Below are 26,208 nucleotides of genomic sequence, written 5' to 3'. Positions count from 1 at the left end.
CTCATCTGACCGTTCATGCTCATGGCAGTGAACTTGACACATATGTTCACGCGTATAACTGAGGATGGTCCACGTCCTGCGCCCATTGTCGCGCGCGCCGGGCCTTGACCGGTGCGACCGGTCGTCGCCGACCGACGAGCATGCGCCCATGGGGATGTTGTGACTGAAGAGCCCTGGTACAACCCGATCGTTGTGTTCGTCGCGGGTATGAGTGTGCCGTTGGGGTCGGCACAGCGTGTGCGGGACGAGGTGGAGCAGCCGCATCGGGAGCTGGTGTCGTTCTTTGGTGACTTCGAGGAGTTGGTCGCGCAGGTCGCTGGTGGGACGGCGGCGGGTGCGAGTGGTGAGTGGCCGCAGGCCTATGTGGATGCGATGCGGACCTTCCTGTCGGGGGAGGGTGCGGATTACGTTTCGGGGTTGCGGGATACGGCCGCGCAGATCGCGGAGGGTGCGGGGGAGTTCGCGTACCAGCTGGACTACACGAACTTGATGATCGTTCTTCAGGTGCTGGCGTTCCTGGTGGAGTGGGCGATCACGCTGATCATGTGGGAGTGGAACCCGATCGGGGCGGCGATCGAGCAGGGCATCCTGCTGGACATCTTCGAGTTCTTGTTCGGGACCACGCTGCGGAAGTTCCTCACGCACGCGGCGATGAGCGTGGTGACCAACGTGGCGTTGATGTCGGCGCTGGACGGGTTGGCGCAGTGGATTCTGGCGTTGAAGGGTGAGCACACCAACTACAGTTCGGACTACCGTCACAGTTCGGTGCTCTCCGGTGCGTTGCAGGGTGCGGTCGGTGCGGGCCTGCCGCTGGTGACGGGTCCGTTGAAGAAGCTGATCTCCAAGGGTTTCCACCTCACCGCGGGGAAGTCGATCCGCGAGTCGATCGAGAACGCTCTCAAGACTCCGGCGGCGACCTCCGCCCCGACCAGGTCCGCTTCCTCGGACGTGGTGAAGGCGGGGGCGCCCGGGCCCAAGAGCGCTGGTGGGGTGCCCGATCTGCCGCTGGACAAGGAACTGGCGGATCTGGGGGGCTGGTTCGGGCCGGCCATCGCCCAGCTGACGGTGCCGGTACGGGTGAGCATGTCCCACGACGTGGTCTCCCGCAGAGCCCAACAGGCCTTCGTCACGTCGGTGGCCGACCAGTTCGAGCGAGCCTTCGCTCCCCGGCTGGGCGGGGACTCGGCCCGGCGGATGGGCGCCGACTGGGCCACGGCGTTCCTCGGCAACCGCGACAAGCGGGCGCTGGCCGACGCCCTTCACGACAGTCTCGGTCCGCTGGACAGACTCGGCGCCCCCTATGCTCCCCTGCGCACGGCGCTCTCCCACGACATCGCCGACGTGATGCCGTCGGTGTGGAAGGAACGCCCCGCGCGCGAGGCGGTCGACATCGGCTTCAGCATGGGCGGGCAAAACCTGTCCGAGGGCATCGTCAACTACATCGAGCAGGGCAAGTTCTCCACCACGAAGGAGACCACTGTCGGCGCCCTGGGCGGCGAGATGATCGGCCGGGCCAAACATCCCGTCCTGGCCGGTGTCCACAGCGCTCTCAAGGGCTCCGTCCACCTGGGCATGAAACTGCCCCAACTGCTGCTGCCGGCCGGGTTCAACACCCAGGCACCCACGGACCTGGCGACCGTTCCCCCGCTCTACACCCAGTACCCGACCGTCGGCGAGACCAGTCTGGCCGGAACCGACCTCGACCTCCACGCACCCCCACCCGTCTTCGACACCCCCGCCACCGGCCCGGTCACCACACCCGCGTTCACCATCCCCACGACCGACGTGCCTTCCTTCGCCACGTCCTTTCCCGGCACCGGCACCCCCCTGGCGGCCGGGGCAGCCCCCGGCCCCGGGCAGCCGCAACCCACCGCCACCCCCCTGCCCACCACGAGCGCGGGCACCACCACAGGCCCGGGGACCACCACGAGCGCGGGCACCACCACAGGCCCGGGGACCGGCAGAGGCCCGGGCACCACCACAAGCGCGGGCACCACCACGAGCCCGGGCGCGGGACCCGCCGGCCGTCCCGCCCCCGCCCAGAACCCCTCCACCGTCACCCCGGCTGGTGGCCTCACCACCACCAGCACGGACAATCCCGCCGGCATCAGCACCAGGACCGACAGTGCGGAGCAGGCACGCCCTCAGCCCCGCGAGCAGCAGACCGCCTCCCCCGCACCGGCACACCTGCCCACCGTCTCCTCCAGCCCCGGAACCACCGACCAGGAACCCGTCGAGGCAACGCCGGACGTCCAGACGGCCCCGTCCCCGCACCAGCCCCAGGAACCCACCACCCTCCACCAGCCCGCGCAGGACACCCCCACCCTCCACCAGCCCGCGCAGGACACCCCCACCCACCTCCCGCACGAACCCCACGAAGTCCCCGACGCCCTCGGCGCGTTCCAGCGGCTGTGGAGCAAAACCCCCGCCGGCCAGGGACTGCCCCCCACCCTGCTCTCCGCGATCACCGACGCCTACACCCACCTCGGTGGATCACCGGCCCACACCGACCACCTGATCACCCGGTTCATCCAGCACTCCGACGACTTCACCGCCCTGGCCACCACCGACCAGCACGCCGCGATCATCGCCCACACCATCCTGCGCGGCACCCCCCAAGCGCTCCAGGACGCCCTCCGTCACGCACACACCGCCGGCGCCACCCTCCCCACCACTCCCACCACCCCCACACCGAGCGACAACCACCCCACCCTCACCCGGCTCCAGGACGACCACCTCGCCGCGCTCGACGCGGCCCACAGCTATCTCCGTAACGTCTCGGCACAACATCGCGCCCAGGCCGAACGCCGCGCCATCATCCAACTCTCCGCAGACCACACCGGATTCCTCGACACCGACGACCCACGCGCCGCCCAACGCAGCGAACTGCTCGATGCCTTCGTCACGCTCCTCACGCACCGCATGCTCACCCACGGCGAGGAAGCCACCGCCTCCCTCTCGGACACCCTCGCCACCACCTACCACACACGCCGTACCCAGGGCCTCCCCGGAGGAACCGACCCCGACCGTCACAACAACACCCCTCACCCACCCACGGAGACACAGGCCGGCCCCAGCCGCACCGTCGAGCGGATGCCGAGGGAGGTCACCGAGGACATCGAGGTCACCGACGTCACCGAGGACGCCGGGGTCACCGAGATCACCGAAGCCGGCGAGGTCGTCGAAGTCACCGAAGAGGCCGAGGTCACCGAAGAGGCCGAGGTCACCGACGAGACCGACTACGCCGACGACATCGAAGTCATCACGGAACACACCGGGAACCTCCGCCCGCAGGCGGCGGTGCACGCCACCGAACCGGACACGACACTGCCCGCATGGTCCAGGGCGGCGATGGAGCCCATCCGCTCGTACATCGAGCACGCCACCGACCGGACGGCCGAGAACATCGAAGTCGTCCTGATGTCGTACCCCGGAGCCAACGGCTTCGTCGAGATGATCCGGACGGCGGGTACCGGGCACGCGTTCGTCGCCGTTCTCCTGCCGGGCCGCACCGAACCGGTCACCCTGGGCTTCCGCGTGGTCGAGCAGGTGAACCACCTGAGCCTGCTGAACGGGAAGGCCCGGGGAGGTGTCACCCCGGAGGCCAAGGACGCCTTCTACGACCCGAGCGCCGAGATCCTCTCGTCCTACAGGATCAACGCGGATCAGCTCGAGGCGGGATACCGATACGCGGAGCAGAAGGCCAGTACCGGCTACAACCTCGCCACGTACAACTGTGTCGTGTTCGCCCAGGATTTCATGCACGCCACGACGAACACCGCGCCCGCCGCGCTCGGCGTCCATTCGCCCAACGCCTTGATCGAACACGTACGTGCGGGCACCCACCGGAGCTGGGCCGACAAGCCGAGGATCCTGCACCTCACCGAGGCGGACCAGAACCACGTGGGAAGAGCCCTGCGGTGGCTGGACAGCCAGGAGAACAACGAAGCGATCACCTGGGCGGTTCACCGGGTGTTCCTCGCGCACCAGCGTCCGACGGTGCGGGGGGACGAGCCCACCACCGTCCAGCAGCGGCAACTGGACATGCTGGCGGACTTCGCCACCATGGCCGCCGAGACCTACCACCTGCACGGTGAGGTCGCCGCGAACTACCTCATCGACGACCTGGGCGTCAGATACGGCACCGCCCGTCACCATCAGGCGGACCTGCGGTCCACGGCCGAGCAGTTGCTGGAACCTCTGCGGTCCTTCACTTCCGACGCCGCCGACCCAGCCGCAGCCGAGGCCGAGGCCGAGGTCATCGTCATGGCCGGTCCCGACGGAGAGCCGGCAATCGCCCTGCGGCTTCCGGGGCGCACCCTTCCGATCGGCTTCCGCTTCGGAGCAGAACCCGCGGCCCCGGGCACTTTCTTCTGGGAGAAAAGGCCCGGTGGACTGTTCTTCGAGCATCCTGACCGCATCAAGGATCCCGATGTCGAAGTTCTCAGGACCTTTTCGGTCAGCGCTTCCCAGCTGCGGGCGGGCTACCACTACGCGATCGACAACCTGATGGCACCGCACGGGCAGTTCTCCCTCAGAGCCACGAGTTTCGCCGAGGGGTTCCTCTCAAGGGTCCTCGGCAGCGGCACCGTCAGCGAACTCGTCGGAGCCTCGTCGGCCTTCTCCGTGTCGGCGGCTCTCTTCAAGTCCGGCTCCCACGATCCCGAGACCTTCATGAAGGCCATGCGGGCGGACACGGACCGGTCCTGGAGCGAGGCGCCGGAGCCGATGACTCAGCTGTCCGAGCAGCACCGAGCCGCCTTGGCCGACATCGATCGGCGGCCGACTCGCAGCACCGAGGAGGAGATCAACACCGCACGACAGTGGGCGGAGCTCCGCGTCCTGGTGGATCACCAGCGCCCCTCGGGGGCCGACCGGCCCGAGGCCGTCGCGACGGAGATGCAAGATCTTCTCCTGTCGTTCGAGCATTTGATCGGAGCGGAGTATCTGTTCGAAGGCCGGCAGGCCGCCCAACTGCTCTCCTGGCACTTGGGAGTCACCTACGGCACGTGGCGATCGCTCGACAAGCTGCCGCCGCCCATCGTCCCGTCGAGCCGTCCGGCGGGAGTTCCCACCGCCGTCCTCGCCCCCGATCCGGTCACCGCCGCGCCGGTCGCCGCCGCGCCGGTCACCCCCGATCCGGTCACCGCCGCGCCGGTACACCGGGACGTGCTGCTCGATGGCATGAAGCAGCCGATGCTCGACGAAAGGGGCTTCCACCGCTTCCGGACCGCCGACGGCGGAACCGTCTACATCAGCAACGGACAGATCGATGCCGGCACGGTCCGTCCCCAGGTGGCCGAGCTCGTGACGAAGCTGCTGAACGGGGGGCTGAACGTCCATCGCGTGCAGCGGATCGAAGCACCGAAGACCGATTACGCGGACGAGCCCGTCGTCATCCTCCCGACGGGCGCGGACCCGTTCCCCCGGCACGACGACATCGACGCGACCGCGTTCGTGGCCTTCTCCACCACTCCGGACACCGCCGAGGACACCTTCCGTGCGGCGAACCTCCAGCAGCCGGGACCCTCGACCGGACTGCTCGCGCACACGATGGTGGGTCCGGACCAGAACGTCGCCGTCCTGGACCCCTCGACCGTCCTGATCCAGGACCTGGCCGTCGCCACCTACACCGGCGCGCCCCCGCTCACCGTCACCGGCGAGGCCCGGCCGGAGACCGTGCTCGACGTGCCCGGAGCCTCGCCGGACACGAGCCCCTTCCACGACGTCCCGGAGGAACGACGGCGGCTGCGCGACGATGCGCAGGCCTCGGACGCTCATGCCCCGGACGCGGAGCCCCTTCCCGCCGTCGACAAGGGCAAGGGCCGGGCGACCGCACCCGAGATCCCGGTCAGACTGCTGCCGCCGGCGGAGGCGGACACGCTCCTCACTCAGCTGCGTGAGGACTTGGGTGAGGACAAGTACCAGGCCATCGTCTTCCGTGCTTCCGCGGTCGTCGGCGCGGTGATCGACATGCCCCTGAGCCTGGACGGCGCTCTGGCCGACCTCGATCCCGCCGCCTACTCCGTTCTCACCGACGCCGCCGTCATCCTGGCCGACCCCGCCCTCGCCGACGACCCTGCCTCCGCCACCGACGCCGCCTACGCCCACGCCACCGCCGTCCGGGAGGCGTTCGACCTCCCCCGTTCCCAACAGAACGGCCTGGGCGGCGGCGCCCGGACCTCGCACGGCCCCGACGCCGACGAGCCCGCACCGGAGCTGCAGCCCACCGCGGGCCCGTCGGGCACGGCCACTCGTGCCGACTCCGGACTCGTCTCCGAGACCGACCCGGATCTCACTCCGCGCCCTTGGCGCGACCAGTTCACTGCACGGGAGCGCGCTGCCGCTTTCGTGAGGGAACAGCAGACAGCGCCGCACGAGCTGGTATCGGAGGCCGCGGTTGCCGGGCCGCCGACCACCGGAAGCGAGCTCGCGGAATCTCCCACGGGTAGCGGTTTCGAGGGTGCCCTGGACGGATGGAATCCTGATGCGACACCGCCCGGAAGCATCGGCGGAATCCCGGCACGCAGTTCCGAGAGACTTCAGCGGATCAGTCGCGAGAACAGTCTTTTCATCGTGACCCGCGCGGTGAACAAACATGCCACACGTTTGCTCGATTCCGGTGCAGTGGGCAAGCCGATGGACATCAAGTCGAAGTCGCTCAGCGAGATCGACCTGATCCTGAACCCGGAATTCACCGAGGACGACCTCGGGAAGGTCCCGTACTTCGAGTCGAAAATTCCCCCAGATATTGAACGCTACGGTCCCGAGGAACAGGAAGCCATACGTCAGCAGCATGACAGCCGCATCGACGCGTTCCACTCCTACGCCGCGGACATGGCCAGGCTGGCAGACGTGTACCCGGTGATCGGCGGCATCGTCCACGGGTACACGGAGAACGGTGAGCTGCGTGTCATGGCAGCCGACGTCGACTTGTTCGACATCTACACGCCTACTCGTGGCTCGTCGCTGACGCCGGCAACCTACAAAGCCACTGTCGAACACATCATGACGGAGGTGAGTCCCGTCCTGCACGGCCCAGCCGTGTACTGGAAACCCGAAAAGGCCGCGGACCACCGGATCTTCGAGAAGATCACCGAGCCGGTGATCAACCAAGTCGAAGCGGTCGTCACCTTCTACCCCGACGGCCGCAGGCCGTCCTTCGCCCCCAACTACTCCCGGAAGAATTCTCTGGCGTCGGTCCCTTCTGACGGGGGTGAGGCGGGGCAGTCCGGGAACACGGTGCGTGCCACGACGGTGCTGCAGTCCGCCGGGGTCCGTTTCGAGCCGGTGATCGGCACGGATGCGCCTGCCAGAACGCAGCGGGCGGCCCTTGAGCAGATCGTGCGCCAGGTTGCCACCGCCCTGGACGACGGGGACGAAGCCGGCGCGCACATGCTTGCCCGTCAGTTCGCTGCCGGACGGCCGGCAGCGGGGATGCGTGGTGCGGGTCGGCAGGACGCCCCCGACGGCGGCGACGCCGGTCCGTCCGGCGGCACCGGGAAAACGGAGCGGGGAGGCGACGACGGGGCCCACACCCGGTCGGCGGACACCGGCACCCGCGACTCGGCCACCCCGCAGGACCGCCCGAGGGAAGGCTTCCGCACCACCGTCGACCCCACCTCACCGACCGAAGACGGCCGCGCGGTCCCCACGCACCCGATGTCCCTCGATCAGCTGCGCGACATCGCGTTCTCGGCCACGACCGACCTGCTGAACCGGACGGTCATTCGTCCCCATGACGAACAGTCCGTCCTCTCCCCCGAGGGGCAGTCTCTTCTCGACTGCGTGACACTGCTGGGATCCCTGGCCCGGAACCTCTATCCCCGTACCGGCCTCGACCGGTTCCTCGACCGGCCGGTCCATGTCCACGCCGTCCGTCCGGCCCGTGCCCTCGACGACTCGTTCCTCGGCACGAACGACACCGAGCAGCTCCTGGCCCCTGGTCCCGGATGGCGCACCGTCACGTCGTGGCCCGATCTCGTCACGGCAGTGACGAAGGTCGGGCCCGGTACCTCCGCGTTCATCCTCCAGCAACGCGGGCACGGACACGGCCATGCCTTCGCCCTCTACCACCACAGCTCGGGTGTCCAGTATCTCGACCTGCAGCACGGCAACGGTCTCCGCCCCGCCCCCGCTTCCGGAGCCGCACCACATGTGCGGGCCGTGATCGTCGACCGGTTCGGAAAGGTCGTACCCGTGCCCCGGGGCCTGCCGACCTTCACCGGATCGCGCTCCCCCCTCGCCATGACCGACCTGCCCACCCATCGCACCTACCGGGGCATCGGCATCGAGGTCGAGCGGCCCAACGTGCACCTGGCGTCCACCATCAGCGTGGATCGGGTGGGCCACGGCAGGGCCATCGGGACGGACGGCAGCGTCGTTCTCACGACCGAGCACGTCACGCACGACAGTTCGCCATTTCTCGAGATCGTCAGCCGTCCCATGGCGGCGCTCCAGGAGGAACAGTCGACACCGGAATCCCGGGTCAACAAGGAGAACGTATTTCGCTCACTCGAAGTACTTGAGAGAGTGATCGGCCCGGGAACCAGGAACGCCGACACATCGTTCGTGCGGACGATGTCGGGGATCGGGTTCCGCCCCGAACACAGTACGGAGGACCTGCACTTCCGCAGAACAATCCATCCGAGTCCCATCGAGTACGGTGTGCAGTACACAGTCGGAATACCTCTGTCCGGCATCTACGACTTCATCCTGGGATTCGCCAAGCGCAATTCCAGGACCACCATCTTCGAAGAGATACTTCCCGGTCTCGATGCGGCTGCCGGAGTCTCCCGTCAAGTCGCCTCTGCATACCTGGCTGCGCGCAGCAACGCGCCCGGATCGCTGGAGAATCCTGAAGTCGCACTGTCCTTTCTGGACGACATGGACATCAGGATCCTGAAATCGATGTCTCTGGTGGTCTTCTCCCATGCCATCGCGATGGTGCAGCGCCACGGATCGACCAATGAACAGGCGACCTGGGGCAAGAAGTTCCTGGCAGTCGCATCCCGTCACGATGCGTGGCAGCTGAGAAAGGCCCTCAGCCAATCGGCCAGGAACTGGCTCTCGGCGAACGCAGATTTCGTCTATTACCATTTCCAGCAGTTCGCCCTGCACGCGAACGAGGGACTCCCCGACCCGCTCCGGGCTTGGGTGGCTGAAGACGACCGCGGCCAGGATCTCCATGTCCGCGACTACCTCGACGACTTCCTGTTCGACCGCCCTGCCCCCACGGTCAGGCAGAAGGAATGGGCAATAGGCGCGGTACACGACCGGTTCGACACCAATCCTGGCCCCGACGGGCGGCCGAGGCTGGCGCTCGAACTCGCCCTGTTCGAACTCAGGAACTTTCACGCGCCGCGGGATCTCGTGGCCCTGCGTCACGCCTACGAACGGGTCGAGGGCGCGGTGCGGCACAGCTACGACCAGGAACTCCGCAGGAGCCGTCTGGGGCAGCAGGACCACCAGCAGCAGTGGCAGACGTTGCTGAGCCTGTCGAACGACCCCTGGATTCAGCACGTGAACCGGATGCTGGCGTCCGCCGCGATCCTGAGTCTGCAGAACCCTCTGCGCAAGACGGGTGCGGAACTCATCGGTCACGACAGGACCAGCGATCTCGTCAAGGGCGTCATGCTGCGCCTCGGTGTGGATCTCCGGGTCGACCAGACCGAAGCCGGACGGTTGGCGTCCTCGGCGGTGACCACCCTGGAAACGCTGCACCACCAACTGGTCACGTTCGCGGTCGCGATGGTGCACGAGGGCGGCAGGTCGGGCGTGTTCGGGGACTGGCGCACCCTGTACCAACAGAACCATGCGCTGCTGGCGCTGCTCGCCCCGCAGTCTCCGGCGCTCGCCTCGACCGACATGATCTCGACCTGGTACGACCACGCACGCTCGCAGGCGGGGTCGCGCCACGCCGAGCTGCTCCCCATCGACCAGCGCGTCGCCGCGTACCGGCAGACCGGCCAGGTCCCCCATCTGGTCGGTCTGCTCCAAGCGCTCGGCAACTGGTACGCCACGGGAAATTCCACGCGCACCTACGGCGCGTGGATCGACTCCTTGCGTGACCGGGCGGCTCATCTCCTCGCGGGTACGAACAGTGCCGGGCAGGCGCAGCCGGGCCCCTCGCACCGGACACCCCACGACGACGGCAACTCACGTACCCGTTATTACGCCCCACCGACCGGTGCGGGACCGGAGACCCGGCCGCTCGGCACCGCCCAGCCCGAACCCGACGTCTACTCGATACCCGACGGCCCCGCAGCCGACCTCGCTCGAAGCCTCATCGACGTACCCGACGCCGTGGAACGCCCCGTCGCCGCACGCAACACCCTCACCCGCCTCCTGGTCCGCGTACTCCACGACCCCGACGTGCAGCAACGGCTCCTCGCCTCCGGCGCCCGGGTGACCGTGCTGCCCCGGAACACCCGAACCACCGAACTCACCGGCTCGACCTCACTCGGCGACGACCAGCCACGGGGCCTCGTCCACTACCGTCGGACGGACGACGGCACCGACATCCCCACAGCCGTCGTCGCGGAGGAGAACCTCCTCGGCGAACCCCCCGCGGTCACCGGACACATCGCCTACCCCGACGGCTACTCCAGCGCCCTCCACGAACTCGCCCACGTCGTCTTCCGCCACGGCCTCACCCCCGAACAGCAAGAACACATCACCGCCCTCTACACCGACAGGCGCGCGGCGGCCGACGCCCCCTGGCCCGACGGCACCCTCCCCGGCAACTACTCCTCCACCAGCGTCGACGAGTACTTCGCCCAAGCCACCGTCACCTACTTCGGCGCCAACCACGGAACCGACACCACCACCGGAGAACAGCGCAACAACGGAGCCGGATGGCTCCGCGCCAACGACCCCCGGCTCACCGACGTCCTCACCCCCCTGTACGGCGACCCGGACCACGACCCGCTCCCGCCCGCCAACCCTCTCGACACCGTCGCCCTGCACGACCGCCGGTGGGAGGACTTCCGCAGCACCATCGACCCCACCTCACGGACCGAAGACCGGGCACAGAGCATCGAGCCTGCCTCCGACGCCCACTCTCCCGGCCTGGACGACACGGCGCCCTCGGCCCTCCCGGTCAGCCGACCGGAATCCTGGCCGCGCCGGACCGGCACGCTTCCCGACGATATGCCGGTGAACGCGGTCGCGGCGGAAGAGCCGGGCACGCCCCGTGCTGCCGGTCCGGTCACGGCGCACGACCCGGCGCCGCCCCACCACGTCGTGCACCCCCTCACCGACGGGGATCTGCGTACGGTGGTCCTCCGGGCCGTGGCCGAGCAGGCGGGCAGGACGATCATCCGCCCCGGCGAGGAGAAGTCCCATCTCCTCGCCGACGAAGAACCCGTCGTCACCTGCGTGACTCTGCTGGAGTCCCTGTCACGGGAGTTGTACCCGCGCGCCGACCTCCATCACGCCCTCGACCGGCCGGCATACGGCAGCGGCATCCGAGCCGCCCGCGCACAGGACGATTCGGTGCTGGGTACCCGCAGCACCGAACAGCGACTGGCACACGGTCCCGGGTGGCACACCGTGTCGTCGTGGAACGACCTCACCGGCGCGGTCGAGAAGCTCGGTCCCGGCACATCGGCCCTCATCCTCCAGCAGCGGCAGCACGGCTTCGGTCATGCCTACGCCCTGTACCACCGGAACGACGGAATCCAGTGGCTCGATCTCCAGCACGAGGAAGGGCTGCGCCCCGCCCCCCACGAGGACGCCGCGCCCTTTGTCCGTGCGGTGATCATCGACCGCTTCGGCAGGGCGGTTCCTGTGCCGCGGAGCCTGCCCACCTTCATCGGCTCGCGCTCGGTCCTCGCCCTCACCGACCTGCCCACCAGCAATGAATACCGCGGCATAGGCATCGAGATCGAGCGGGTCAACGTCGAGCTGCGTCTGTCTCGTCGCAGCAGGGAGGAGCTGGAGCACGGTCTGCTGCTGGCTTCGGACGGCGTCCTCAACCTCACCGCGGAACGAACGTCGGAAAACGGAACCGCGATTCTGGAAGTCGTCACCGAACCCATGGCGGTGCTGCCCGGGGAAGCGACGCCCGACAGCCGTGTCAAGAAGAGTGACGTGTTCCGTTCTCTCGCGGTGCTCGAAAGGATCATCGGTCCGGGTACCAGGGAAAGGGGAACACGGTTCACGCGCGCGGCGGCGCGCGCAGGTTACCGCCCCGTCGCCGGTCTGCCCGAAAAAGTGCGGTTCGAGAGGTCGAGCGACGCACTGGATCCCGAGTTCGACCCTCAGTACACCGTCGGAGTTCCTCTGTCGGGCGTTTACGACTTCATCACCGGGTACGTCAAGAGCACCTCGGCGGTCAAGAACCACGCGGACGTGCTCGCCGGACTCGAGGCAGCGGCCGGATTCGCCCGGAGGGTGACGTCCGATTACCTCAGGAACCGGGACGGCATGTCCAGGGCCCTGGAAATTCCCGACGTCACCCTGGCCTTCGTCGACGACATGGACATCAGGACACTGAAATCCATGACCCTGGCAGTCTTCACCCAGGCGATCGCGATCGTGCAGTTCGAGGGAAACAAGGCGGCACGCTGGCACAAGTCCTTGCTTCCGGCGGCGTCCCGTCATCACCCCTGGCTCCTCAGGCGTGCCCTCACCCCGGCCGCGCGGGACTTCCTCGCAAGGAATGCGGGAGAAATATACGAGCATTTCAGCCACTTCGCGTCGTTCGCGAACGAGGGCGTCGCCAACCCCCTCTCGACCCGTATCGAACGGGGAGGGAAGACCGTCCGGGACTACCTCAACGACTTCCTCTACGACTACCCGGCGCCGAGGGTCAGGCAAGAAGAGCTGTACATCGGATCCGTGCACGAACGGTTCGACACGAATCAGGGTCCTGACGGACGGGCGAGACTGGCGCTTCCCCTGGCCGTCTTCGAACTGCGCCATTTTCCGTCCGTACGAGACCTCCACGAGCTGCAATTCCACTTCCACAGGCTCGAAGAAAACGTCCGCTCCACGTACGACCAGGAGTCCCGGCGGATCGGGCTGGGCACGCAGCACGCCCAGGAGCAGATGCGCACACTGCGTGCGTTCTCGAACAATCCCCTGTTGCGACAGCTGGACCAGATGCTGTCGTCCGCCTCGATGATGAACCTCACAGGGCCGTACCGTGAATGGGGATTCGAGATGATCCCGCACGGCAGGACCGAGGACCTCGTCCGGGGGGTTCTGTCGCATCTGGGAGCCGATCTCCACCTGGACCGGGACGAGTCCGCACGCCTGGCCACGGCGGCCAGGGGCACGCTCGAGGAAGTGAACAAACGACTGGCCGCAGTCGCCGGTGCGGTGACCGAAGGGCGCGTCGGCGACGCGGAGTTCGAGCAGTGGCGAAAGCTCTATCGGCAGAACAGGACACTGCTGCGCGCGCTGGCGCCGAATTCCCCCGCTCTCGTGCCGGCTGTCACGATGGACCTCTGGTCCGGCCAGGCGTTCCGGGATTCCACCCGTCGCCCGCAGGAACTGCTCGGGATCGACCGGCAGGTGGCCGTCTACCGGCAATCCGGCCTGTGGCCGGATCTGACGGATCTGATGCGGGAGATCGACGACTGGTACGACGCTCCGAGACGCTCACTCGTCCACAAGGACGCCGTCGAGGCTCTTCGCAACCACGCCGCGTACCTGCTGGCCAACACCCACAGTGGCGTGCAGGGATCCCAGCCCGCGCAACACGTACCGCAGTTCGCTGGCGGCAGTGGTCAGCGCCGCCACCACGCCCCTCCGGAAGGCGGCGTCCCGGACGGTCCGCCGCACCGGGAGCACGTACCCGAACCCGACTTCTACGCGACACCGGACGGTCCGGCGGTGGACGTCGCCCGCTCGTTGATCGACGTCCCCGAGCAAGTGGAACGCCCCGTAGCCGCGCGCAACGCCCTCGCCGGTCTTCTCGGGCGCATGCTCCGGGAACCAGGCGTGCGACAACGACTGGCCGACTCCGGCGCCCGCGTCGTCGTCCTCCCCCGCGGAGCCGAAACCGCCTCCCTGCCCGGCATGTCCTCCGTCGACGGCAACACGCCACGCGGCGCCGTGCACGACGTCACTACCGACGGGACCCGCCACACGATCGCGATCGTCGCCGAGGAGAACCTTCTGGGCGAACGGCCCGGGGTGAGCGGTCACGTCGCGTACGCCGACGGGTACTCCAGTGCCGGGCACGAACTGGCCCACCTCATCCACCGCCACGGCCTCACGCCCCAGCAGCAGGCACGGGTCACCGCCCTGTTCGCCACCCGTCGCGACACTCCCGGTGCCGCTTGGCCGGACGGGACCCGTCCCGGCAACTACTCCTCCACCGATGTCCACGAGTACTTCGCCCAGGCCACCAACGCCTGGTTCGGCATGAACCACGGCCACGACGCGGTCACTGGCGAACTCCGCAACAACGGAGCACGCTGGCTCGGCGCCGACGACCCCGGACTCGCCGACCTTTTCACCCAGGTCTACGGCGACGCCGACCACGACCCCGTTGCGTCCGCCAACCCTCGCGCCGCCGTGGACCGGCAGGAACGTCTCTGGGAGGACTTCCGCGCCACCGTCGACCCCCTCCCCGCGGCGGAGCCCGCGCCCATGTCGCCCGCCGCGGTGGACGAGCCCCCTTCGCTCGCCGATGCGGCCTTCTCAGCCCTCATGGCCGCCGAACCGGAATCGCTTGTGCCGGTCACCGGGAACGCACAGCTCCCCGCCGACGCGGGGAGTCCCCGCGAAGCCGGTCGGGCAGCGGCTTCGGCCGGTCGAGAAGCGGCGCCCGGCACGGCCGTGTCCGACCCGGAGGGGCAGGTGCGGCATGACGCGGGCCACCCCGTCGCCCCGCAGGAGCCGCCGGCTCCGCGTACCCCGGTCGACGCGTCGCACCGACCCGACGGGGTCGAGGACATTCGGCTCGGCCGTGACTCGTTCCTGGGCCGTCTGGACAGCGCGCGTACGAGCGGTGGGGTGTTCCTTTCCTCCGGCCTGACGGCGGAGGATCTGCGCGCGCTGCCACCTGAGCTGGCCGCCCCGTACCCGGAGATCGGTACCTACCTGCGGGGAGCCGATCCGGCACTGCCGGCCGAAGTGAACAGGCTGGAGATCGCGCACGAGGGCGTGACGTTGGAGGTGCTGCGCTCCGGGGGAGACGACCCGCTGGCGCAACCGCGCCTGGACCTGGTCAGGAACGTGGTGTCCACCCTGCACGCTGCCGGCTTCGACACTCCTTCGCGCCTGAAGGTGTACCTACCGCGCTACACCCGGCGGGTCGACGTGGTGCGGGACTCCCCTTCGGGGCAGGTGCGGGTGTCCTCGGAAGCCCTCGCCGGCGGGTTCGAGAGCGATGTGCGCGGCCAGTTCTCCGCGCCGGACGCGATGGCGCTGGCCCCCCTGGCCGTCAGCTCGTACCCCGTGGTCCGCGTGCCGGAGCCCGGCAGAGCCGGCGTCGCGGATCTGCTGGAGGACCCGAACTTCGCGGACGTGTTGCGCGAGGCCGTGCGCTGGCTGCACCACGCGAACGCTCCGGTGCCGCGGACGGAGCTGTCGGACTCCGGGTTCACCGACCCTGCTGTCCGGGCGCTGGCAGCCCGGGTCAGCGCGTACGCGGCGGTCGACCCGGGGAAGTTCGTCGCGGAGTACGGGCTGGGGCTGGTCCTGGGCCGCACCTACGGCTCACCGGAGACGACCGCGGCCCTGCACGAGATGTACGTCGGACTCGGCGGACCGGTGCCCGCGAGAGCCGGGGAGGCTCCCCACCGTGCTCCCCAGCACGCCGCTCTGGAATTCCTGACCGGGGAAGTCACGCGACTTCTGGCCGAGCGGGGGTCGGGCGTGCGGCCGGACGCCGCCCAAGTCCTCGCGGCTCACCGGACGCTGCCCCCGTTCCAACGGTGGATCACCTTGCCCGACCGGGCCCGCGCCCTGGCGGACGTACTGGACGGCCCGTCCGGGCGTCCCGGCGACGACGGCCCGTCCGGGCGTCCCGGCGACGGCCCGTCAGGACACCCCGGCGACGGCCCTTCGGGGCGCCCGGACGACGACGGCCCGTCAGGACGGCCGGACGACGACGGCCCGTCGGAACACCCCGACGGCGGCGGAGCCGATGACGGGCATGGTCCGGCCGATTCGGCGGGCCCTGCTCCCAGCTCGGTGGAAGGGCACGCCGAAGGACCTCGAACGGTCGGGGACTCCTCGGGGGGCGGCACCCAGGAGCCGCCCGTACGGACGGCCCCCGACAGCGATGCGCCGCGGTCCGTGGTCCGTGCCGCCGCCCCTGCGGTGATCCGCACCCCCACCCGGTCGGACCTGGTGGGCACGGACGGCTCACCACCGACGTACACGGCGCGACCCGGATTCGACCAGCGGCACGTCGGGACGGGACGCCTCGTGTTGCCAGGCACCGCCTGGCTCAACCCGCCCACACCGCCGGCCCGGTGGCCATCGGGAGGTGTGCTGCGGCCCGAGGCGGTCGCCGCTTTCGTCGCGGCTGCCGAAGACGTGGCGGCGGCCGTCGTACACGCACTTCTGGAACGCGGTGGTGTTCTCCCACCCGGCGTGCCGGCCCCGGTCCCGCGCGGACGGCCCTCACACATGGCCGACGCGTACTCCGAGGTGGGCACCTCGGTGCATCACCTCGGCCGCTTCGACCAGGGGATGGTGGCACCTGGTAGCTGGTCCGTCCGTCACCAGGGCCTTGAACTCAGCCTCGCCGTCGACCTGGTGGACGGTCCGCCGGTGTCGGCTCGCATCAGGGTGTCCGGACGGGCACTCACCGCTCTGAACACCTCGGGATTTGTCCTGTCTCCCGACCTGACGGCGCACCTGCTGCGGTACATCGGCGCCATGCGACTCGTCGAGGACGCCGAGCACTCGACGTGGGCCCAAGTGATGCGGCGGCCCTTCGAGCAACATCCAGTTGGCCGCGCCGTAATACCCGGTTCACCCTACCTCACACTTCTTGCACCATCCAACTTGTCGGCCTGGGCCCGGACCGGCGATGCGCGGAGGGCCGGCGATCCGATGGCGTCCCTGCCGCTCGGGCTGGTCGTCCGGGACCTCGCAGGCATGCTGCCCCACCACACGCACCTCGCACTCGCAACCACCGGTCCGGCGCCGGTCACGAGCCCCCCGGCTCCCGATGACACGGCATCCGACGCCGGGTCACCCGTGGCGGCGGCGGACGCTCTTGCGGACAAGCCCCTGCCGGATGTCCCGGCCACCGGGAAACCCCTGCCCGACATCCCGGAGACGGACAAACCTCTTCCGGACGTTCCCGACGCCGGGACACCGCCGAGCGGTGCCGGAGTGGTGGAGCCGCCGCCGCAGCCGCCGGTCCGCATGACGGTGCACGGCCAGATCGGCGGCGCCGACCGGGTTCTGCCGTCGGCTGCCGCCGCCGACGGCCTCGCCGACGCTCTCGTGGCCCATGTGGACGGTGGGCTGGGCCAAGGTGACCGTGAGGCGCTGCGGGCCGACTGGAGTCAGCAGCTTCGCGAGAGGATCTGGCCGGCGCTGTCGGCGATGACACGTGGTGAGGTCCGCACGCTCACCATGGATGTGCGCGGCTATCCCGGGAAGGTCCCGGTGCGGGCCCGGGTCACGAACGCCGAGGCGGAAGGCGCCTACGAGGGCGTCGAGTTCGAGGACGGCGGAGAGACCTTTGTCCGCGACGGCTTCCAGCGTGAGGTGCGTTCTGCCGCCACCGCAGGCCTGCTGGTGAAGGGGATGGCAGCAGAAGACACGTATGTGACGGGGTACCTGTCCACGAACCGGTCCCGTACGGAGTCGCACGGCATCGCCTCCGGCGGTCGGCTGTTCAGCCGCGCGGCGACCACGGAGACGGCCTTGCTGTTCGGCACCGAGGTGCGGCTGGACTTCGATTTCGGCGGGCGTGTGCCCCCCGCCTCACTGTCGACGACGGTTCCCGTGGCGGTCGCCGCCGGTGAGGTCGCCCCTCTCTCCGAGCACTACCTGCCGCCGTCCCGCATCGAGCAGACCCTGGCGCTGAGCGGCATGGACACAGTGCGGGACGTGTTCCTCGTGGACAGCGACGGCGTACGCACGTCGGGCACGCTGCACCGGTCCCTGCTCGGCGCGCCGGACGACTTCTCGTCGCTGTCGCACTACGGACGCCGGCTGTTCGGCGACGACTGGCCCGCGGTCCGCACGCTGGTGATCGAACACCTCGGTTCCTTCGATGTCCTCCAGCGCGGGCTGAAGGGCCTGACGACGGGCGAACCACTGGAGATGGACCTCGGTCACGGTCTCGGAAGCCTGCTGGTACGGGCGGAGATCTCCTCGATGGAGCACGTGCGCAACACGTCCGAGACGGAGTTCAACGTCGGATCGGACGTCACCCGCGTCTTCACCGCAGCGGACGGCTCCACCCGCACCTACCGTGCGGCGACACACGTGATGAGCGCCGACCTGGGCGCGGGTCCGACATCGCTCAGCGGAACGGTGTACGGCGAGTACGACCGGGACGGCATGCTGACCGGCCAGGAGTCCGTCAAGAACGGTGCGGCGCTCAAGATGAAGGGGCCCGGCGCCGTATTCGACGGTGTGGCCGTCCTCCGCTTCGTCCACCGCGCGGATCCGCTGGGCCCGTCAGGGCCCCCTCTGCCGCCGGACGTCCAGGGGGGCGCCCGGGCGAGGATCGGGTTTCAGGCCGTGGTGGACGCGGCGGAGGCCCGACCGGTACCGCTGCCGCGGTCCTTCTCCGCCTCGGACCGGTCGCCCGGGCCCCGACGCATGACAGGGCCGGCCTTGGTCGCCGGGGACACCGCCCGGCAACCCGAGCCGCACCTGTGGGACGGGCTGCCGACGCACTCCGTCGTCCTCGATGTCCTGTCCGGCGAGGAGGCGGCACCCGGGGAGGGGCCGTCGACCGGACCGGGAGAGCTGCTGGACCGCCTCGGTCGCGCGTACTTCGGTTCCGACTGGGCCACCGTCCGGTCGTTGGTCCGCGCCTCGGCGAGCCGCGAGCAGCTCTCGGCCCACCTGCCCCGGCTGACCCGCGGAACGACCGTCCGTACGAACGAGTTGCCCGCGCCGGGGCACGCGCAGGCCCAGCTCGCCCTGAGCGGACGGCTGCGGTCGTTGGAGTACCTGGGGGTGCTGGACGCGGCAGAGCTGAATCTGCTGAACGAGGTGACGAGCGAGCTGGGTGCCCGGCTCGGTTCCGCCCTCACGCACGGCGAGTGGCTCCAAGGCGGCGTGCAACCGGATCTGCCCGGCGGGGTGACACCCGGCCTGCACGCACCCGGCGGCGGCATCGGGCACCGCTACCGCACCGTCGACGGCACCGCGGGCGGACACACCGGGGTGTCGAACACCAAGTACCCCGAGCCGATGGTCGGCTACATCGCCACGGTGAGCCTCGACGCGGTCATCGGCCGCCACGGTGAGACGGCGGCGCAGCACGGCGGCACGCAGGTCCGTTTCGTCGTGGCAGTCCCCCGGAGCACCACGCGGGACTTCGGGGTCGTCGAGGACGGCCCGCAGGTGTTCACCCCTCCGGCGCCGGTCCCTCCGGCGCGGGCGGCGTCCGGCAGCGGGTCCGTGCGGTCGGAGCCGGAGTCCCCGCAGCCGGAGCCCGCGGAGCCGGAGTCCTCGCAGCCGGAATCCTCGGAGCCGGAGTCCCTGCAGCCGGAATCCTCGGAGCCGGAGTCCCCGCAGCCGGAATCCCCGCAGCCGGAATCCCCGCAGCCGGACCCGGGTCCGGTCCTGCCGTACCGGCCCCCTGCTCGGGTCACCGAGGAGGGACGGATCGGCAGCGGTGACGCCGTCCTCGACGTGCCGGGTGACCGGGTCGTCGAGGAACTGGGACAACGGCTCTCCGCACGGCTCGGCGGGCACTGGCCCCGGCTGGAGTCCCAGCTCGGCCACTTCTTCGATTCGGTGGCCCTGCGGCCTCGCACCGCAGGCCTCACCGGCGGCGGTTCCTGGGGAGGCGTCTTCGGGACCGGTCCCTGGACCGCGGACGTCCGAATCACCTCGGCGCGCGCACGGACGACCCGGTTCACGCGGGTGGAGGAGAAGTTCGAGTTCGAGCAGGGCTCCGAGTCCGCGGCAGCGCTGAGCGGACAGAAGGACACGAGCACACGCAGCACCCTGTGGCAGCGCATCGGGCTGCGGGCGCCCCATGTCTCTGCCATCCTGGCGCTCACGCACCACCGGGAGTCCCTGAGGAGTGACGACACCGAGGCACGCGACGGCCTCGTGTCGAAGTCCAAGACCGTGGAACCGGCGGCCCTGTTCGACGGCACGGTGACCTACACCGTCTCGGTCGCACTCTCCGGTAATCCGCTGGGGTCCGCCGCCGAACGTACCGTCTTCACCGTCACGGGCAACGGGACCTTCGCCTTCCCGGTGCGTGACCTTCCGGCCGACGCCCTCACCGCCACGGCTCCGGAGCAGCGCTTCAGGATGCCGGACCGGATCGCGCGGACGCAGCGGCTCGGAGCGGAGAACGTCGTCCTCGACGTGTACCCGCTGGGCGTGGAAGGGAGGACGGGGGCGCCGCGGGCGGGCGCCGACCGCTTGGTGGAGGACGTGCTCCGGCAGCTCGACGAGACCGGTCCCCGGGTGTTCGGATCGATCGGCGACTGGCACGTGGCACGGGCCAAGCTGCTGGAGCGTCTGCACGGGTCGGAGTTCCAGCTCCGGCTGCGGTCGATGATGGCGGGGCAGCCCTGGGTGATCCGGCTGAACGGCCGGGAACTGGCTCTGACGGCGAGTGTGCAGGAGATGACCCACACCGCCAACACCACGGTGTCCGACTTCAACTCGGCCGTCCAGGACACCACGGGCATCGGCCGCGTCGACCCGCCGACGCGCGGGCCGCAGACCACGTCGACGGGACAGAGTCTCACCGTGGTCGGCACGTCCGACCCGGTGGGGGCCGCGCCCGCCGAGATCTTCGCGGGGGGCACGGTGGCTCACTCCACGCAGGTCGAGAACACCGCTCACGCCTCCACCGGTGTCCGTGCGGTCACCAGCACCCGGACGAAGGTGCCCGGCAGCGTCTTCGACGGGGTGGCACGGATACGGCTGGAGGTCCGTGACCGCTGGCGGCCGTTCGGCCGGGGCGTGGACACGCGGGTGCCGAGGGGCACCCGCGAGGAGCAGGCCCGCATCGGACGGCTGCGCGACCGGCTCGCCGATGCCGAGGACCGGCTGGCGGAACACCGGCCCCACGTGCGGGAGTTGGCCTCCAGGCTCTTCGACGGCGACGGCGACGGCGGGCGACGGCGTCAGGTTACGGGCGGCCCGGAGGGGGACACCGGACCGGCGGCGGACACCGGACCGGCGGCGGACCGGGAGGAGCTGGACCGTGCGATCCGCACCGGCAAGGACCTGCTGCTGCACGTGGAGGAGGCGCGGTCGGAACTGGACGGCGCGCTGCGCGCCCAGACCGAGCGGGTCCGACGGTCCGCGCGAGCGCGGCTCGACGCGGCGGGAGCGGACGGATCGCCTTCCATGAGCAGGCGCGTCTTCGGCGTACGGGCGCGCACCGTCGGCGAGGCCCGGGTCGGTTTCCGGACACTGGTGAAGAGCGCTGACGCCACCGAGGTGACCGAGGCAGGACAGGACGCCCCCCTCGCGCCCGGTCCCGCGGCGCACGAGGACGGTGGTGCGGCGGTGCCGCTGGCTCCCCGGACACTCTGGACCGAGGGGATGGCGGACGACCACTTCGTGCGGGATCTGCCGGACGTCGGTTCACTGCGCGCGCTGCTGGAGGCCGGGGGGCGCGCGGTGTTCGGCGGCGCCTGGTCGAAGGCCACGCGTACGGGCGTACGGCGTGGTGACGTGGTGGTGGCGGCATTCACCAGAGACCGTCTGACTGCCGCGCTTCCCCACCTGACGCGGGGCGGTGAGATCCGCAGCGAATCGTTCCGGGTGAACGGCCGTACGGCATACGTGTCCCTCAGGGCCGAGCTGCTCGATCTGACGCACACGCGACCCGAGCCCAAGGCGAGCGTGGTCCGGGGCGCCGAGCAGTTCACGCAGTACGGCCGACGGGCACTGCGCTCGCACCAGTACTTCATGGTGGGTCAGCTCGGAGCGCTGGCCAGTGACACGGCGAGCAGGGTCGGAGCGGGGCTGACCTTCGGAGGTGGCTTCCGTCACCGGATCCGCACGGACCAGGTCAGCGGCGGTCGTGGCGTCGCCAACGCGAAGATACCGATGCCGCTCGAACACTTCGACGGGCATGTGAAGTTCACGTTCACCTTCCATCACGGCCACACGGCCGAGGGCGTCCCGGGTGTCGTGCCGGTCGGCCTGTCGGTACCGACGTCGCACATCACGGAGTACGTCTCCGGCGCTCCGCAGGATGCCCGGGGCACCGACGCGGCGCCGGCCGACAAGGGCAAGGGCCGCGCGCACGTCCGGGAGGACGACGGTCTTCCGGACGAGGACGCGACGACCGACGCGGGTGCGGCACTCACCGAGGCCAGGCTGGGGTTGGAGCGGGCCGGAGCGGAGCTGGACGCGGCCCGGCACCGGGCCAGGGGGGACGTCGGCGGTTCCGCCGACCCGGACCACCGGCGGCGCGTCGGGGCGGCACGTGACGTCCACGTGCGGGCGGGCCTCGTCCTCTCAGCGGCCGAGCGCCACTGGTACGAGGTGACCGGCGGCGCTCCGTTCCCGGCGCCGGCCCCGGGCACCACCGTGCGCATCGACGAGCCGGACTCCCGGACGCGGCCCGACGCGCTGTCGGCGCCGGCCGTCCAGGACCCCGGCCCGGCCGACGCGGGGGGCGGCCGGGAATCGCACACGGTCCGAAGAGACTTCGGGCGTGCCGCGTACGGTCCGGGGCAGGAGCGCCCGGGTCAAGGACGCGGGAGCGAAGCGGCGAAAGACGACACCGGCGGGGCCCGGTCCCGAGAGCCGGAACGGTCGCAGGAGCGACCGACGGAGGAGCACGGGCAAGGGCACCACCTCACCGGCGAGGTCTTCGACGACGCGGCACCGACGCGGGTCGTCCCGGAGGAGCCTCCCGCCACCTCGGGCGCCGGCGCCGCACCGGTCGGCCCGGAGGAGTTCTCCGACTCCGGCGCGGACACGGCCCTCGCCGACGCACGGCGGAAACTGGACATGGCCCGGGCCGCGCTGCACGAGGCGGAGCGGGAGCCCGCGGACGCCGAGCGGCTGGTGCGGACGTTTGACGAGTACGTGTGGGCCGGGCAGGAACTGTCCGAGGTGGAGGACAGCCGGCACGAGGTCGCGGGCCAGGAACCGCCGGTTTCCGCGTCGCCGTTCCTGCCCGGCCCCGCGGAGCGCTTCGCTGTCGCACAGGACCTCGGGGTGACCCCGGTAGGAGCCCTGACACACGTGCCCGAAGGCGTCGCGCGGCCGGTTGCCGTGCGAAGGGCACTGGCCGATGTGCTCGGCGGGCTGTTCGCCGCCCCGGATCTGCGCCGAGTGATGACCGCGAGCGCGGCCCGGGTGCAGGTGGTTCCGCGCGGTGTGGCCCCGTCCCGGTTGCCGGGGCTGGAGGGCCTGGACGACGGCGCGGGCCGTGGACTGGTCCGCTCGGTCGTCCTGCCCGGCGGGTGGGACGTAGTGGTGGTCACCGAGGAGTACCTGACCGGTGAAGTGCCTGGTGAGGCCGGAGAGACCGGACACTCCGCCGGGTACGCCGCCCTGGTGGGCGAGCTGGCCCGGCTCGTCCACCGCCACGCCCTTCCCGACAGGGTGAGGACCCTGGTGGAGGACGACTTCGCCCATCTGACGGAACTGGACGACTGGCCCGACGGGACCGGATCGCAGTCGTACGCGTCGCGCGGTGCCGAGAACCATTTCGTCCAGGCCACCAACGCCTACTTCGGCATGAACTTCGGCCGCGACCCGCTGACCGGGGAGGCACGGCCCAACGGCGAAGCCTGGCGCTGGCGCAACGACACGACCGCCGATCTGCTGGAGAGCGTCTACGGGCCGCCCGTCGATCTGTCGCGGACGGCCTCCCCCGAACGGGCGACCCGGTACGAGGAAGAGCTGTGGACCGGTGCCGGCGGCCCGCTCCGGGCCGACCTGGGGCACGACGAGACGCGGGGTGTGGACGCGCTGCTCTCGGCCCTGGATGCCGCGGACGGTCTGCGCTCGCGGCTGCCCGACTGGGCGCGCGCGTGGTCGCGGGCGGTCGAGGAGGGAGTGGTCCGCCCCCGGGAGGACCAGGTGGCACCCCTCTTCGGGCTCGGCGTCGCCACCGGTCAGCCCGTGATGCCTCCGCATGCACCCACGTCGGACCCCGTGGCCACCTACCGTCAGGTGGCGGCGCGCCTCGCTCCCTACGTCAGGCGCCTGCCCTTCACCGGTCCCCCGGAGACGCTCAACGCGAGGCATGTCTTCTCCTCCTTCGTCGCGCACCCCCGCGAGGCCGACGGCACCCTTGGCGCGGACGCCGTGCACCGCGCCCGGGAGTGGGACCTGGGTGTGATGCGCATGATGCTCAACACCGCGCTCGACCCGGAGTTCGGCGGCGTCGTCCTGGACGGTCCCGATCCCGGCTCCGACCGCGTGCTGCTGCATCCGGCCGTCCTCAACTCCTACCCGGAGCTCGCGAACTTCGCCGCGCGCCCGGACCGCGCCGTCACTCGGGACGGCAACGACGCGATGTCGACCGAGGTCATGACGGGCCGGGGCGTGCGGTTGGCCTTCCACGCCTCGGCCACCGACGTGTACGCGCGGGCCGGGCGCGAGGCCGTCCTGTCGGTGGTGCGTACCCTCGCCGGCGCAGGTTTTCCCGTGCCGGCCCGCGTGGACGTGCACCTGCCCAAGTACGGCCGTCGGCTCTCGGCCGACACGTCAGGTTCGACGAAAGGCTCGGCCCCTGTGAGGGTGACCGCGCACAGCGCCGTGGTCGAAGCCGGAGGCCTCGCCTGGGCCGGTTCCCACATCACCCTCACCCATCTGCTCGTCCGTAACCGACCGTGGGGATTCGTCGACTCGGCACCGCTTCTCATCGGCGACCGTCTGCACGACCGCGCGTTCGCGCTCATCACCCACGAGATCGTGCACGTGACCCACGAGGACACGGCCCCCACGAGGGCCTTCGACCTGAAGGCGACCTCCTTCGAACGGGAGGAGGACGTCCGGGCAGCGGGACGAGTCAGCCGTTACGCGGCCTCCAACCCGATGGAGTTCGTCGGAGAGTACGGCACGGCACAGCTTCTCGGACTGGAGCTGGACAGCGCGACGCGCGAACACCTGGACCGGCTCTACGAGGCGTTCGGCGGACCGCGCATCCCCGGCGTCCTGACTCCTCCCCCGCTCACCTCGGACGAACTCGCCTTCCTCACGGCCCAGGTGGAGCAGCTCCTCAAGGACAACGGCGTCGGTCCGGCTCTCTCCCCGGCCGACGTCCTGACCGCACACGACGCGCTCGCCCCCTTCGACCGGCGGATCTCCCTGCCGCTCCGGGCCGAGCTGATCGCCCGGGGGGTCCGTGAACGCTCGCCGGAGGAATTCGACGCCGCGGACAGCCCCGGACTCACCGCGATGCGGACGCTGACGCGGGTGGCGGGCGGAATCACCGTCCCCCTGGAGGCAAGGGGCACACTGGTCCGGTTCCTCGGTGCCACGCTCGGCCGCCCCGACGTGCTCGCCCGCGTCCACCGTACGGGCACCACCGTGGTGGTGGCCCCCAGGTACACCACGTTCCATGACCTGCCGGGGCAGCCGCAGCTCGGTGAGCACTCCTGGGGTCTGCTCCCGACCGGCGACAGGCCTCCCGTCCTCGCGTTGTCGGAACACGAGCTGCGGGCCATGACCCAGGGCGCGGACACGTCCGGCGTCGGTAACCGGCTGAACCGTCTCGGCCGCGAAGTGGCCGCGCTGGTGTACCGGTACGGTCTGACCGACGGACAGCGTGCCCGGGTGGACGCCCTGTACGAGAACCGCAGGCGCTCGCTCTCCGACGACTGGCCGGACCCCGACCCGCACGGGTACAGCCCCGTCGACGCCGAGGCCTACTTCGCCCGCGCCTCCAACACCTATCTCGGGGTATGGCACGAGACCGTCTCCGCCGGGCAGGAGCGGAGCGACATCGGCGCGGACTGGCTGCGTACCCACCATCCGGCGATGGCCGTGCTCCTCGACGAGGTGTACGCAGCCGCGGACACCCTGCGGGAATGGAGCCACCGCAAGTCCGACCTCTTCTGGAACCACCCCGGGACCGGCGGCGACGGAGCCCTGTCGTGA

Annotated in this window: 1 protein-coding gene; it reads left to right on the top strand. The window is 70.2% G+C overall.

Annotated elements, in window-relative coordinates; genetic code table 11:
• Window positions 1-417: 417 nt before the first annotated feature.
• Window positions 418-26,208: an anthrax toxin-like adenylyl cyclase domain-containing protein gene (locus ACFWEE_RS13490; RefSeq protein WP_386888779.1), complete on the top strand. Its 25,791-nt coding sequence runs from the start codon at window positions 418-420 to the stop codon at window positions 26,206-26,208.

It is taken from the genome of Streptomyces sp. NPDC060184 (assembly GCF_042728795.1).
In the GTDB taxonomy this organism is placed as follows: Bacteria; Actinomycetota; Actinomycetes; order Streptomycetales; family Streptomycetaceae; genus Streptomyces.
Note: the sequence above shows the minus strand (reverse complement) of the source record. Positions and strands in the feature narration are given on the sequence as shown.